The sequence below is a fragment of the Thermoanaerobacterium aotearoense genome, assembly GCF_009905255.1.
Taxonomy (GTDB): domain Bacteria; phylum Bacillota; class Thermoanaerobacteria; order Thermoanaerobacterales; family Thermoanaerobacteraceae; genus Thermoanaerobacterium; species Thermoanaerobacterium aotearoense.
The window spans coordinates 1,759,770-1,774,322 of record NZ_CP047602.1 but is presented as its reverse complement, the minus strand read 5'-3'; the positions used below and the strand labels follow the sequence as shown (position 1 = coordinate 1,774,322).

Annotated in this window: 14 protein-coding genes; all 14 read left to right on the top strand. The window is 35.2% G+C overall.

Annotation, left to right across the window (positions count from 1 at the left end; genetic code table 11):
- Window positions 1-188: 188 nt before the first annotated feature.
- Window positions 189-1,511, top strand: a complete 1,323-nt coding sequence (locus GSH73_RS08990) for a sugar ABC transporter substrate-binding protein (RefSeq protein ID WP_014758339.1) — start codon at window positions 189-191, stop codon at window positions 1,509-1,511.
- A 184-nt stretch (window positions 1,512-1,695) separates the two neighbouring features.
- The gene (locus GSH73_RS08985; protein ID WP_014758340.1) at window positions 1,696-3,021 is read left to right on the top strand and encodes a sugar ABC transporter substrate-binding protein; all 1,326 of its coding nucleotides are present in this window, start codon (window positions 1,696-1,698) and stop codon (window positions 3,019-3,021) included.
- Window positions 3,022-3,117: 96 nt separating this feature from the next.
- On the top strand, window positions 3,118-4,002 hold the full coding sequence (locus GSH73_RS08980) for a carbohydrate ABC transporter permease (RefSeq protein WP_014758341.1): 885 nt from the start codon (window positions 3,118-3,120) through the stop codon (window positions 4,000-4,002).
- Window positions 4,003-4,015: 13 nt separating this feature from the next.
- Window positions 4,016-4,876: a carbohydrate ABC transporter permease gene (locus tag GSH73_RS08975; RefSeq protein ID WP_014758342.1), complete on the top strand. Its 861-nt coding sequence runs from the start codon at window positions 4,016-4,018 to the stop codon at window positions 4,874-4,876.
- Window positions 4,877-4,929: 53 nt separating this feature from the next.
- The gene (locus GSH73_RS08970; protein WP_014758343.1) at window positions 4,930-5,730 is read left to right on the top strand and encodes a polysaccharide deacetylase family protein; all 801 of its coding nucleotides are present in this window, start codon (window positions 4,930-4,932) and stop codon (window positions 5,728-5,730) included.
- Between the two features lie 113 nt (window positions 5,731-5,843).
- Window positions 5,844-6,494 carry a copper amine oxidase N-terminal domain-containing protein gene (locus GSH73_RS08965; protein WP_014758344.1) on the top strand — a complete coding sequence of 217 codons (651 nt, stop codon included), beginning with the start codon at window positions 5,844-5,846 and terminating at the stop codon, window positions 6,492-6,494.
- Between the two features lie 152 nt (window positions 6,495-6,646).
- Window positions 6,647-7,249 carry a TetR/AcrR family transcriptional regulator gene (locus GSH73_RS08960; RefSeq protein WP_014758345.1) on the top strand — a complete coding sequence of 201 codons (603 nt, stop codon included), beginning with the start codon at window positions 6,647-6,649 and terminating at the stop codon, window positions 7,247-7,249.
- A 122-nt stretch (window positions 7,250-7,371) separates the two neighbouring features.
- Entirely contained in the window at window positions 7,372-8,076 is a 705-nt protein-coding gene (locus tag GSH73_RS08955; protein WP_014758346.1) for an ABC transporter ATP-binding protein, read from the top strand.
- Entirely contained in the window at window positions 8,077-11,328 is a 3,252-nt protein-coding gene (locus tag GSH73_RS08950) for an FtsX-like permease family protein (RefSeq protein ID WP_014758347.1), read from the top strand. It begins immediately after the preceding gene.
- 137 nt (window positions 11,329-11,465) lie between these two features.
- Window positions 11,466-11,816: a phenylpyruvate tautomerase MIF-related protein gene (locus tag GSH73_RS08945; RefSeq protein WP_014758349.1), complete on the top strand. Its 351-nt coding sequence runs from the start codon at window positions 11,466-11,468 to the stop codon at window positions 11,814-11,816.
- A gap of 12 nt (window positions 11,817-11,828) precedes the next feature.
- Complete coding sequence (locus GSH73_RS08940; protein WP_014758350.1) at window positions 11,829-11,972, top strand: DUF2397 family protein; 144 nt, start codon at window positions 11,829-11,831, stop codon at window positions 11,970-11,972.
- Between the two features lies 1 nt (window position 11,973).
- Window positions 11,974-12,357, top strand: coding sequence for a DUF2399 domain-containing protein (locus GSH73_RS08935; protein ID WP_014758351.1), 384 nt, complete (start codon window positions 11,974-11,976; stop codon window positions 12,355-12,357).
- 115 nt (window positions 12,358-12,472) lie between these two features.
- Window positions 12,473-13,843 (top strand): phosphomannomutase/phosphoglucomutase, encoded by a 1,371-nt coding sequence (locus GSH73_RS08930; RefSeq protein ID WP_014758352.1) that lies wholly within the window; start codon window positions 12,473-12,475, stop codon window positions 13,841-13,843.
- A gap of 144 nt (window positions 13,844-13,987) precedes the next feature.
- Window positions 13,988-14,548 carry an antiterminator LoaP gene (gene loaP, locus GSH73_RS08925; protein WP_014758353.1) on the top strand — a complete coding sequence of 187 codons (561 nt, stop codon included), beginning with the start codon at window positions 13,988-13,990 and terminating at the stop codon, window positions 14,546-14,548.
- Window positions 14,549-14,553 lie beyond the last annotated feature (5 nt).

The following is a 14,553-nucleotide window of genomic DNA, read 5'->3' as shown; positions in this document are numbered from 1 at the left end:
AATCATACTTATAAGACTAACATAATATTAAGGCGTTTTTTTGTCGCATTTGACTATGTTTTTTTTTTACATTAACAAGTAAAAATATTTAAGATTGTAGTAAAAAAATTATATTCATTATAATTATATGGTATTTTATCATATTATTGTAAACAATTTAATCAAAATAATAGAAAGGATGTGGAGACATGAAGTTGTTTAAAAAGATCATGTTGATCATGCTATCAATTATGTTGATAGTTAGTGCATCGGCATGTGGTACAGGTTCAAGCGGTTCCAGTAATTCTAATGCTTCTAAGTCTTCAAATTCATCTGGTACGCCACAAAAGATAACGCTTACATTCTGGAATATCTTCACTAACGATCCGCAAAAGACCATAGTTAAAAATATAGTAGACAAATGGAATCAGGAAAATCCAAATGTGCAGATAGAGCAAAGCATTACAGAGAATGATGCGTATAAGACAAAGATAAAGACTGCAATAGCGGCAAATGAAGCTCCTGATATTATATACGCATGGGGTGGAGGATTTTCAAAGCCATTTGTTGATGCAGGAAAGATATTGGCTTTGGATGATTATTTAAATGATGGAACAAAAGATAAGATGTTGCCTGGAGCGCTCAATAATATTACGTACAATGGAAAGGTTTACGGCTTGACATTTGCACAGCAAGCCAGCGTACTCTATGTAAACAAAGAGCTTTTTGACAAGTACAATGTAAAGATACCGACAACTTTTAGCGAATTAATCGATGCCATAAAGACATTTAAGTCAAAAGGAATTACACCATTTGCTTTAGGAGAAAAAGATGAATGGCCTGGAATGTGGTACTACGATATGATAGCTCTCCGAGAGGCTGGCGCACAGCTTTGTAGAGATGCGTTAAATGGAAAGGCTTCTTTTGAGGATCAGGCATTTGTGGATGCTGCTGAGAAGCTTCAAGAGATGGTTAATGCTGGTGCGTTTGACCAAGGCGTCATGGGGCTTACAAGAGATGAAGCGACAGCAGAATTCAACCAAGGCAAAGCTGCTATGTATTTTGGAGGAAATTTTGATGCAGCTTCTTTTGAAGTAGATTCTTCATTAGTCAAGGGCAAAGTAGAAGCTGTAAGATTTCCTACCATCGAGGGAGGTAAAGGAGATCCGACTGAATACATTGGCGGTGGCAGTGATGTTTTACTTGTAAATGCCAATACTAAATATAAAGACGAGGCAGTAAAAGCTGCAAAATATCTGGCTCAAAATATGTCTCTTGAGTTTTACAAAGTTGGAGCTGCTTTACCCACATGGAAGTACGACAGTGTAGATCAGTCAAAAGTTGATCCTTTAGAGATACAGATAATGAATAATATAGTAGCTAATTCAAAAGACAGTGTTCTTGCATGGGATCTGTACCTTGAAGGAGATCAAGCACAGACACATAAAGATTTGGTAGCACAATTATTTGCAAAACAGATTACTCCACAGGATTATGCAAAACAAATGCAAGAAAAAATCAATGGGAAGTAAGTTCAGCTTGCCGCAAAGTTTTTGACTGCTTTGCGGCATTTTAAATTTTTGTATAAATGATGAATAGGTAAATAAATTAAAGATTGTGGTAAAAAATTTGTATTCAATAAAGTTTAATGATGCTTTATCATATAAGTGTAAGATGTAAACATTACAATAACAAATTTAGAAAGGATGCGTGGCAATGAAAAGATTAAAAAAACTCATGTTAGTTTTGCTATCGATGATTCTGATTATTTCGGCATCAGCTTGTGGAACTAACTCAAACAATTCAAGTAGTTCCAATGCCTCTAATTCATCGAAGCCGTCTGGTTCATCCGAAAAGATAACGCTTACGTTTTGGAATCTATATACCGGTGAACCTGCAAAGACAAAGGTTAAAGAGATCATCGATCAATGGAATAAGGAAAATCCAAATGTGCAGATTGTGGAAAGCGTGACAGAAAATGATGCATACAAAACGAAGATAAAGACAGCAATAGCAGCAAATGAAGCGCCAGATATATTCGAGACGTGGGCTGGAGGATTTTCACAACCTTTTGTAGAATCAGGCAAAATTCTTCAGTTAGACAGTTATTTAAATGATGGTACAAAAGATCAATTGTTATCAGGTGCTTTTGACAATGTTACGTATGATGGAAAAATATATGGCATTCCATTTGATCAACAAGCGAGTGTACTTTATATAAACAAAGAGCTTTTTGACAAATACAATGTAAAGGTTCCAACAACTTTTAGCGAACTTATCGATGCTATAAAGACATTTAAGTCTAAAGGTATAACTCCATTTGCTTTAGGCGAGAAAGATGAATGGCCTGGAATGTGGTACTACGATATGATAGCGCTTCGCGAAGGTGGCGTGCAGCTTACGAGAGATGCTTTAAATGGCAAAACATCGTTTGACAACCAAGCATTTATAGATGCTGCAGAGAAGCTTCAAGAGATGGTAAACGCTGGTGCATTTGACCAAGGTGTCATGGGGCTTACAAGGGATGAAGCGACAGCAGAATTCAACCAAGGCAAAGCTGCTATGTACTTTGGAGGAAATTTTGATGCAGCAGCATTTGATTCAGATCCATCATCTCTTGTAAAAGGTAAGATTGAAGCGGTGAGATTCCCGACAATAGAAGGTGGCAAAGGCGATCCTACAGAGTATATTGGAGGATCAGTTGGAGCATTAATGGTCAGTGCAAATTCAAAGCATAAGGATGAAGCTGTTAAAGCTGCAAAATATCTTGCAAAACAGTTATCAGACATGGAATATTTGATAGCTGCTGGTTTGCCAGAGTGGAAATACGATAGTGTAGATCAGTCAAAAGTTGACCCATTAGAAATACAGATTATGAATAATATCGTTGCAAACGCTAAAGGTAGTGTTCCTGCATGGGATATTTATCTTAGTGGCGATGCTGCACAGATTCACAAAGATTTAGTAGCACAATTGTTTGCAAAACAGATCACACCTCAGGACTATGCAAAACAAATGCAACAGAAGATAAACGGCAAATAATGATATCTTCAATTTCCTGCTAATTATTCCATAATTAGCAGGAAATTATTTAGCTATAATACTATTTGCTTTACTATTTTTGTTAGGAGGTTTCCTATGGAAAAAATCTTAAGCGATAAGAAGGCTATATTCCTCTTTGTGTTTCCAGCTTTTTTAGTCTTTTTAGTCATCGTATTGCTTCCCATATTTTTTTCTTTCTACTACAGCTTGCTAAAATGGGATGGATTCAGCAAAGGTGTATTTATTGGGCTTCAAAATTATAAGAACCTATTTATAAACAATACAGACGGATTTATTATTTCAGTAAAAAATTCATTTATCTTAGCTTTGCTATCTGTTTTTATTCAGCTACCTATTTCTCTTTTGCTGGCTCTTATTCTCTCAAGAGGCATCAAAGGCGAGAAGTTTTACAGGACTGTTTACTTCATACCTGTCATTTTGTCTACTGTCGTCATAGGACAACTTTGGATGAAAATATACAATCCCAATTACGGCCTTTTGAATTTTATCTTGACTAAGATAGGGCTGCAATCACTTACGAATCAATGGCTGGGAAATACTAAGACGGCTCTGGGAGCAGTTTTTGTGCCCATACTGTGGCAGTACATTGGCTATCACATGCTTTTAATGTATGCATCAGCAAAATCCATACCTACTGACATATACGAAGCTGCTAAAATTGATGGTGCGACAGAATCGCAGATAGCTTTCAGAATAACAATACCTCTTATGAAGCCGATATTAAAAGTCTGCGTCATATTTGCAGTAATTGGTTCTTTTAAAGCTTTTGATTTAATATACGTTCTTACAAACGGCGGACCACTTCATGCCAGTGAAGTGCCATCGACACTTATGTACAATATGATATTCTTCAGATATCAGTATGGTTATGGCAGTGCTATGGCTATATTTATCATATTGGAATCACTGATTGGAACAGTTATCATACAAAAACTATTTGGAAAAGATGAAGCATATTAAAGGTGGTGTAAAAATGGAGAATATAGCAAACAAGAAAAATAAAAGCGGCGGAAGAAAAATTGGTTTTTACCTATTGGAAGCTATGTTGGTGATTTGGGCTATAATACAGCTATATCCATTGTTTTGGTTGTTTTTGTTTTCTGTTAAAAACAATACTGAGATTTTTGGTGGCAATATTTTAGGTTTTCCACGAATATGGCAGTGGTCAAACTATTCTGAAGCATTGTCCAGCGGCAATGTAGGAAGGTACTTTATAAATAGCTCTATCGTCACTATTTTGACCATAGTAATATCAAGTATTTTAGTTTCAACAAGTGCTTATGCCATTGTAAGGATGAAATGGAAGTACAGCAAATTGGTTTTAACCATATTTTTGATGGGTATGATGGTGCCGATACATGCTACACTGCTTCCACTTTTTATAATATTGAAAGACTTGAACTTGCTTAATACTTATGCATCATTGGTGATACCTTATGTGGCATTTGCTATACCGATGGGCATATTCATTTTGACTGGATTTCTTTATACGATACCAAAAGAACTTGAAGAATCTGCTTTTTTAGATGGATGCAGCATATACAAGTCGTTTTATTACATCATACTGCCGCTTATAAGGCCTGCATTGGCGACAATAGCGATTTTTACCTATTTGTCAACGTGGAATGAGCTTATGTTTGCGAATACTTTTATAAACAGCGATGCCATAAAGACATTGACAGTCGGCATAATGTCCCTATCTGGACAATATCAGACGGAATGGGGGCCTATCGGTGCTGGTCTTGTAATCGCTACGATCCCAACCATATTGATATACGTATTATTAAGCGAGCAAGTACAAAAGAGCCTTGTGGTAGGAGCTGTAAAGGGGTAAAATTATAATAGTGATCATATTAGTAGAAAAATTTTTAAAAGGAGATAATGAAAGTGAGAATACGCTTCAGTTATTATCCTGACGGCAAGAAGAAAGCCTTGACTATGAGTTATGATGATGGACAGGTTTACGACAGAAGGCTGGTTGATATCTTCAATAAATACGGCATAAAAGGCACATTCAATCTTAATTCAGGTATGTTTGACGCTGAACCTTATGTATCAAAGGACGAGATAAAAGAATTGTACGATGGGCATGAAGTTGCCGTCCATACAGTAGACCATCCATACCTTACTTTAATACCAAAAGAAGAATTGGTGTATCAAATAATGGAAGATAGAAAGAACCTTGAGACATTGGTAGGATATCAAGTGCGAGGTATGGCATATCCATTTGGAGATTACAACCATAAAGTGGCAAAAAAGCTTAAATCATTTGGGATTGAGTATTCAAGGACTGTTAATTCTACAAAAAGCTTTAGAATACCAAGTGATTTTTTAGAGTGGCATCCAACGTGTCATCATGACCAAGATGTAATAGAAAAACTTAAGGATTTTAAAAATGTTCCAAAGTGGGAGCAGATGCCTTTATTCTACGTTTGGGGACACAGTTTTGAATTTGAGAGAAATGGCAATTGGGAGTTGATAGAAGAATTTTGCAAGATGGCGGCCTTTGACGAAGATGTTTGGTATGCTACAAATATTGAGATTGTGAATTATATAAATGCGCTAAAAAGCTTAAAGTTTAGCGCTGATGGCAGCATTGTATATAATCCATCAGCAATACCTGTATGGATTGAAGTGGACGGTGAGGCGATTAAGATAGATTCTGGTGAGATGAAGAAATTAAAATAGCATTTATTTATGTTCAATCCACTATGTCGATAGCAATACGATATAGTGGATGATTTTTTTGCGGTTTAAGAAAAATTCCTTTTATCCGATATATAGATTGAGGAGGTGATAGTGTGAAAAAGACGATGGCTATTGCACTTTCTGTGGCAATTGTGGCAAGTTCCATATCGCTTGTTGCAGCAAAGCCGAGGGAAGATCATAGAAATGCTTTAAGACAGGAAAGTGCAATAACTGTAAAAAGTGAAAGTAGAGAAGAAGTATCTTTTGGCAAAACCAATGAGGCAACTTACACATTGTATCGTGGAAAAGTCAGAGCCAAAGGTAGAGAAATCAAGTTTGATGTTCCTCCTGTAATCAAAAGCGGCACGATGCTTATTCCAGTCAGAGCTGTTGTTGAAAGCTTAGGTGCAAATGTAAATTGGGATGCTGCAACAAATACTGTTACTATCACAAAAGGTGGTACGACAATTGTATTTGACTTAAACAGCTCAAAAACGTACGTCAATGGTACTGAAGCGACTTTAAGTATGCCGGCAATGGAAATAAGCAATAGGACTTTTGTGCCAATAAGATTTATAGCAGAAACACTTGGAGTAAATATAAATTATGACGATAAAACAGGCGACGTCGATATGGAAGATGGAAGCCAAGAAGGCAGTACAGTGTCGCAAAGTGTTTATGGACAGACAAGTGACACTGTATCGCAAGATGTCTATGGTTCTGATGATACGGTGACAAATAGTGTATATGGCGAACAGGACTAACCGTCACACAAAAAAGTTGTAAGTCCATATTAAAAAAATGGATTTACAACTTTTACTTTATTTTGAAGAATTTTTGGAACTATATAAATTATTGAACACAGTTTTACATTATGATACTATATTTTTAGATTTTAGAGAAAGAGTGAATACTGATGAATGGTGAACAATTGGAGACAAAAGAAAAGATACTTAATGCGACGATTGACATAGTTGGCATGAAAGGAGAGGCGACAATCAGAGAGATCACTGAAAAAGCTGGTGTCAATGTCGCGTCCATAAATTACTACTTTGGCAATAAAAACAACCTGCTAAAAGAAGTAGAAAACTACTACGCAGAGAAACTTTTAAAATCAGGTTATGATATTTTATTGGATACAACTTTGACGCCTCAAAATAGGCTTTTTAAGTGGGCACTAAATTTAATAGAGTACATGTACAAATATCCTGCATTGATTTCTATCATTGTAAAACTGACACATGATGATAAAAGCTACAATCCGGTGATCATTAAAAAAATATATTTTAATGATGAAGTGCAAAGGATAGTTGAGAATATCATTAAAGATATAACAAAAATAGAAGACAGTAGAATTTTAAATTTCAAGTATCTTCAGCTTTTTTCAGGGATTTTGGGCACTGTCATAAATCACGTTGTAGTAAGTATTTACGGTGATGAAAAGAATATTTTAGATTTAGGCGATCCTGAAGAATTAAGACAATATTTGGTACTTTTAATAGAAAGTATTTTAAGGTAAAAGCGCAATTGTTATTTTTTTGATTTTTAAACATATAATATTGATTAAATAGTTTTGTTGTGCTAAACTTAAAACAAACATTTTAAACAGTTGTTTAATTATATGAGCGGGAGTAGATGTAAATGGGAAGCTTTGTAGAAGTTACAAACCTTGTAAAAAGGTATAGGATGGGAGAAATAACCATCACTGCTGTATCTGGAGTAAGTTTCAATATAAATAAAGGGGAATTTACAGTTATAGTAGGTGAGAGTGGGGCAGGTAAGACGACAGTTCTTAATATGCTTGGTGGAATGGATACTTGTGATGAGGGACAAATAATTGTAGATGGAAATGACATAAGCAAATACAATCAGCGACAGTTGACTACTTACCGCAGAAAGGACATTGGGTTTGTATTTCAATTTTATAATCTGGTTCCGAATCTTACTGCTTTAGAGAATGTTGAGCTGGCAACGGACATCTGCGATAATCCAATGGATCCTGTAGAAGTGCTTAGAGAAGTGGGACTTTCTGAAAGGTTAAATAATTTTCCTTCCCAATTATCAGGTGGCGAACAGCAAAGGGTTGCTATAGCCAGAGCATTGGCTAAAAATCCCAAATTGCTTTTGTGCGATGAACCAACGGGGGCATTAGATTATAAGACTGGCAGGGCAATTTTAAAACTATTGCACGATACCTGCAGGAGATTGGGAATGACCATCATAATAATAACTCACAATAAAGCGATTGCGCCAATGGCAGATAAAGTTATAAGCCTTAGAAATGGCAGTATCGATAAGATATCTATTAATGATGCTCCAGTACCTATAGAAAGGATAGAATGGTAAATGGGAAAATCTTTGATGAAAGACATACTTAGAGAGATATCTAATACGAGAAAAAGATTTTTATCATTGTTTTTCATCGTGTTGATGGGTGTTGGTGTTTTTGGTGGAATAAAAGCAGCCAGCCAAGACATGAAGCTTACTGCCTCAAAATACGCTGCTGATTATAATTTGTTTGATGTACAAATTTTGTCTACAATGGGTCTTACAAATGATGATTTGAATAGCATCAAATCTGTAAATGGCGTATTATCGGCATACCCGTTTTACACGGTTGATGCTGTGGTTGATAAAAATAATAAAGGGTTTGTAGTAAAAGTCATAAGTGTAGATCCAGTTAAAATTAATAATGATAAAAATTATGTAAACAAACCTAAACTTTTAGAAGGTAGATTTCCTGAAAACAATTCTGAGTGTGTCGTTGAGACAAAATTTCTTAAAGATTTAGGATTTTCAATAGGCGATACTGTAACCATAAATTTGGATTCTCAAAATCAAAACAATATAAAAAACAAAAAATTCAAAATAGTAGGTGTAGTGGAAACACCTTACTATATTTCAAGAGACAGAGGTTCCAGCAATGTGGGAAATGGTCAGATACAAGCTTTTATGATGGTACCTAATTCTAACTTTTCAATGGATGCCTACACCGAAATAGATGTGCTGGTAGATGGCGCAAAGAAATTTTCTACATTTTCAGATGAATACTACAATTTTATTCAACCTGTAAAAGATGATTTAACAAAATTAGGTAAAACTCGAAGTGAAATCAGATATGAAGAAATTAAAAATAAAGCACAAAAGGAAATCGACGATGCTAAAAAAGCTCTGGAGGATAAAGAAACTAAGTACAACAAGGAATTATCTGATGCAAAAGCAAAGCTTGATGAAACAAAAACTACACTTCAAAATTCTCAAATCCAGTTAAATAAAAGACAAGCCAGTTTTAATGAGCAAATGGCTTTAAACCAGAAAAAAATTGATGATGGGAAAAATCAGATTGCTAATACTCAAGCTGCCATATCACAAAATGAGGTGGAATTAAACAGTGCAGAAGCTGAGATACAGGCAAAAGAAAAAGAATTAAATTATGATGACAACATGAAAAAATTAAGTTCGACGTACGATGAGCTTAATAGTTCTCTGAATCAATTGAATTCTGAGATAAACAATAACCCGTCTTTGAAAGATCAGCTAAAACCAAAGGTAGATGAATTAAACGGGCAAATCGCAAGCATATCAAAACAAATAGATACACTTAATGCCAGCAAAAAAGCATTGGATGAGAATATGGCCCAGTTAAATCAAAAGAAGTCGCAGCTTGAGAATGCAAAAGCACAATTAGCTGCTTCACAGGAAAGCATAAAAGAACAGGAATTAGCTTTAAGCGAAGCCAAGGTTCAAGGACAAATGCAGATAGATAATGCAGCAAAACAGCTAAATGATGCATTATTAAAGCTTAATGATAATTACAAGAAATATGAGGCCAATAAAGCAGAATTTGACAAAGAGATAAGTGAAGCAAAAGAAAAAATAGCATCTTCGGAAGAAAAACTTAAAGATTTAAAAAAGCCTACATGGTATATATTAGATAGAAAATCTAACATAGGCTATGTGGAGTACGGGGACGAAGCAGACAGGATAAAGGCATTAGGCAATGTATTTCCTACCATATTTTTCTTAGTTGCAGCGTTAGTAAGTTTAACTTCTATGACCAGGATGGTTGAAGAGCAAAGGACGCAGATGGGGATTTTAAAAGCTTTAGGTTATGGCAGGCTTGCCATAATGCTCAAATTCGTCATTTATTCATCTGTTGCGACAATATTAGGCGGATTTGCAGGTTTGCTTTTAGGTTTTAACATATTGCCGAAGATAATTTTCAATGCGTACGGGATGATGTATACATTGCCACCTGTGATTACGGAATTTAATTCATATTATGCTTTTGTAGGAATTTCCGCTGCGCTTGTGTCTACTACTGCTGTTGCGGCACTTGTGTGCTTTAATGATTTAAAAGAAGTTCCTGCATCGTTGATGAGACTTAAAGCACCTATGGCAGGCAAAAGAGTTCTGTTGGAAAACGTGAGATTTATTTGGTCTCGACTCGATTTTATGCAGAAAGTGACTGCCAGAAACATATTTAGATACAAAAGGAGATTTTTAATGACTGTAATAGGGATAGGTGGATGCACCGCACTGCTGCTTACTGGATTTGGAATCAGAGACTCAATAAATATCATTGTGTCTAAGCAGTTTAATGAAATCTTCAAATATCAGATGATAACGACTTTTAAAAGTGACGCTTCTAAAGAAGATCTAAAAGAGCTTACAAATGTTATAAATAGTGACAAAAATATAAAAGAAAGCATCATGCTTAATCAATCCAGCGTCGATGTTATAAAAGGAAATGCGAAAAAGAGTGCATTTCTCGTCGTCGCAGGAGATAAAAACCAGTTTAGAGATTTTATAGTTTTGAGAAATAGAAATACAGGTACAGAGATACCCCTCAAAGATGATGGAGTTGTAATAACGGAAAAACTTTCTAATATGCTAAAAATAAAAAATGGCGATTATATATACTTGGATACAGGCAGTGGAGGAAAAGTGAAAGTTAAAATTGATGGCATAGCAGAAAATTATCTACAGCATTACGTTTATATGAGCTCATCTTTGTATGAAAAAGTATTTAATAAGAAGATGCAATCAAACGAGATACTGTCGAAGATAAATGATAGTTCAAGCACGAAAGAAGATGAAATATCTCAAAAGATATTGAAATCAAAAGCTGTAATGACGGTCAATTTTATTTCATCTGTTAAAAAGACGTTTCAGGATGTCGTAAACAATTTGCTGTCAGTCGTGTTAGTCTTGATTGTATCTGCAGGTACGCTTGCTTTTGTGGTTCTTTACAACCTGACAAATATCAATATAACCGAAAGGATAAGAGAGCTTGCTACAATGAAAGTTTTGGGATTTTATGATGAAGAAGTTTCTCTGTACGTCATGAGAGAGAATTTTATCTTGACAATCATAGGGATTTTATTGGGGTTTGTGATGGGTGTTTTTCTTCACAGATATCTCATGTCCACAGTAGAAGTTGATATATTGATGTTTGGAAGAAATATTGAACCGATGAGTTTCTTGTATTCTGCACTTATAACAATGGGATTTTCTATCCTTGTAAGCATCGTAGTGCACTTCCAGCTTAAGAAAGTCGATATGGTGCAGTCGTTAAAAAGCCCAGAGATTGATTAATGAATAGTATTGTGCTATCATCTAATGAAGATTTTAATGATAGCACAATATTTTCTATTTCTGTTGATGAATTTTACACATTAATTTATAATTGTTAATAAGTTATTAAATCTCTATTTGTAAAGGAGTGTATCTATATGCCTATAATCAATTCTATAACAAAGGAAAAACTAAGTGACGACTTGAAAAATACTTTAAAGACAGAGTTTGCATCTATGATGATGGATGTAGCTGGTAAAAGCGAGAATTGGCTTATGGTGAGATTTGCAGAAGGTGACGACATATACTTTCATGGAGAACCTTTAGACAAAGGGGCAATCGTTGAGATACAATTAATAGGAAAGCTTACAAGAGGACAAAAGGAGAAGATTTCAGCCAGAATCTGCGATATTTTTGAAAGTAATCTAAAATATCCCAAGGACAATGTGTACATAGTCATTCAAGAATTTGCTGGTGAAAATTGGGGATACAATGGCAGTACATTTTAAAGGTGAAAAATTATGTCTGATAAAATAGATTTTAATGTCATAAGACCTATTGATGAGGCAAGATACCTTACTGCTGATAATGCATCAAGGTATCGCCTCATCATGCGATATTTTTACCAAAATTATGAGCGGCTTAGATACTGGCTAACTAAATAGGATGTATACGATATTTGAAGAATACAGATTAATCGACACATTAGAATCATACTTTGATAAAAAGCTGACCAGCCTTTTAGATATGCTGTATAAAAACGACACAGATATATATTATTCAGGTGATTTTGATCCGGAGGGATTACAGATAGCCCAAAGGCTTTTTAAAAGATATCCTGACAGATTTCATTTTTGGAGGTACGATGTTGAAGATTATATAAAGGCTTTGTCAGATAAAACATTGTTTGAATCAAGGCTTAAAATGATAGATAAAATCGATACGGTTCAATTAAAGCCTTTAACAGATAAAATGAGATTATTGAGAAAAACTGGCTATCAAGAGCTTATTGTTGATGACATCATTAAAGATGTATTGGCAATAATATAAGAAATATTTAAAATGTAATTGTTAATTTGACAGAATTTTAATGATGTGGCTTGTGAATGTAATATTTTAGTATATAATATATATTGTGAAACGCTAATTTAAAGGAGGGAGTTTTATGGCTCTAAATCAAAATATGTTTAGAATGTATGATATAAGAGGTGTATGGAATGATGACCTTACTGAGGAAACAGCAGAACTTATAGGTAAGGCCTTCGGTACATATATTCAAAATGAAAAAGGTATAAAGGATGTAATTGTAGGCAGGGACAACAGGATATCTTCAAAACCCATAAGAAACGCGGTAGTAGATGGACTTATGTCTACCGGATGTAATGTACTTGATATTGGTGTTCTGTCGACGCCTGCTTTTTACTATTCCCGTATACTATATAATTACGATGCAGGACTTATGATAACAGCAAGCCACAATCCACCACAGTTTAATGGTTTTAAAGTTGCATTTGGCCCGTCTACTATATATGGTGATGAGCTTAAAAAACTATACCATATCGCTGAGAAAGGTGATTTTAAGACTGGGACAGGTTCTTTGAAATACGCATATCCTATACAAAGCTATATAAAGATGATACAGGACAAAGTAAAGCTTGGTGATAAAAAGCTTAAAGTTGTCGTAGACTGTGGAAACGGTACCTGTTCAAACATATATCCTGACATTATATACGGATTAGGATGTGAAGTCTATCCATTGTACTGTGAATCAGATCCAACATTTCCAAACCATTTTCCTGATCCAGTCAACGCAGACAATCTGAAAGACTTGATAAGTGAGGTAAAAAGACTTGGTGCAGACGTTGGCATAGCTTTTGACGGCGATGGAGATAGAATTGGCGTCGTTGATGAGAAAGGCAACATAATCTGGGGCGATATGCTTATGGTGCTTTACTGGAGAGAAATAATGAAAAAACATCCAGGCTCGGATGCCATAGTAGAGGTAAAATGTTCAAAGGCACTGCCAGAGGAGATAAAGAAACTTGGAGGCAATCCGATCTTCTATAAGACTGGTCACAGCCTTATAAAAGCAAAGATGAAAGAAATCAACGCTGTCTTTACAGGTGAGATGTCTGGACACATGTTCTTTGCTGATGAGTATTATGGGTACGATGATGCGGCGTATGCTGCAGCAAGGCTTCTTAGGATACTTTCCAATACGGATAGGACATTGTCGGAACTTTTATCTGATGTTCCAAAATATCCGTCAACACCTGAATTGAGATTGCATTGTGATGATGATAAGAAATTTGACGTTGTAAAGGGTGTAACGGAACATTTTAAAGAAAAAGGGTACGAATTGATTGATATTGATGGCGCAAGAGTCATGTTTGACGGCGGATGGGGGCTTGTCAGAGCATCAAATACGGGCCCTGAATTGATTGTAAGATGTGAAGCTGATACTGAAAAACGGCTTGAAGAAATAAAAGCGGAACTTGCAGATGTGCTGAAAAAATATGGTGTTGAGCTTAAATAGGATTTTACGAGGGACGATAAAATAGTTCGTCCCTTTTTTAATGGAAAAATTTTATTATTTTTTGTTGTAAACGGTCACTAAAGAAGGATTTTTAATATGTCGTGTCGAATACATCTTTAAATACGTCAAAAGGGGGCAGCATATGTGGAGGATGATGAAAAATGGTATGTCATTTATACTAAAACAGGAGATGAACTAAAAGTCAAAAGGTTAATTGAATTGGTATTTTGCAAATTAAAAAGAAAATCTATTAAAGTGTTGATACCTAAAAGAGCTATAATAGAGAGAAAAGGGAAAAATCGAATAGAAAAGATAAAGTTTTTATTTCCGGGATATGTATTTATAAAGACATGCATGAGCTATGAACTTTACAATGATTTTATGAGATTACCGCGTTTTTTGAAGTTTTTAAAAGATGATGCAGAGCCTGCTGAGGTAAAAGAAGAAGAAATAAACATCATACTGGCACTTATAGGAGACTCCGATATAGTCGGATTTTCGACAGGCATAAAAGTAGGTGGAAAGGTGAAAATCATTGATGGGCCGCTTAAAGGTTTTGAAGGTCTTATCGAGAAAATTGACAAAAGGAAAGGAAGGGTAAAAGTTAGGCTAAATGTATCTGGAAATGTCAACCTGGTTGATTTAGGCATCCGAATTGTGGAGAATTTAGACAAAGATGAAAATGAACTGTCAGAAGTTTCGTGATATGA

Bases quoted from the DNA above. Each gene is read 5' to 3' on its own strand.
- GSH73_RS08990 (WP_014758339.1), top strand. From the start codon at position 189: ATGAAGTTGTTTAAAAAGATCATGTTGATCATGCTATCAATTATGTTG.
- GSH73_RS08985 (WP_014758340.1), top strand. From the start codon at position 1,696: ATGAAAAGATTAAAAAAACTCATGTTAGTTTTGCTATCGATGATTCTG.
- GSH73_RS08980 (WP_014758341.1), top strand. From the start codon at position 3,118: ATGGAAAAAATCTTAAGCGATAAGAAGGCTATATTCCTCTTTGTGTTT.
- GSH73_RS08975 (WP_014758342.1), top strand. From the start codon at position 4,016: ATGGAGAATATAGCAAACAAGAAAAATAAAAGCGGCGGAAGAAAAATT.
- GSH73_RS08960 (WP_014758345.1), top strand. From the start codon at position 6,647: ATGAATGGTGAACAATTGGAGACAAAAGAAAAGATACTTAATGCGACG.
- GSH73_RS08955 (WP_014758346.1), top strand. From the start codon at position 7,372: ATGGGAAGCTTTGTAGAAGTTACAAACCTTGTAAAAAGGTATAGGATG.
- GSH73_RS08950 (WP_014758347.1), top strand. From the start codon at position 8,077: ATGGGAAAATCTTTGATGAAAGACATACTTAGAGAGATATCTAATACG.
- GSH73_RS08945 (WP_014758349.1), top strand. From the start codon at position 11,466: ATGCCTATAATCAATTCTATAACAAAGGAAAAACTAAGTGACGACTTG.
- GSH73_RS08940 (WP_014758350.1), top strand. From the start codon at position 11,829: ATGTCTGATAAAATAGATTTTAATGTCATAAGACCTATTGATGAGGCA.
- GSH73_RS08935 (WP_014758351.1), top strand. From the start codon at position 11,974: ATGTATACGATATTTGAAGAATACAGATTAATCGACACATTAGAATCA.
- GSH73_RS08930 (WP_014758352.1), top strand. From the start codon at position 12,473: ATGGCTCTAAATCAAAATATGTTTAGAATGTATGATATAAGAGGTGTA.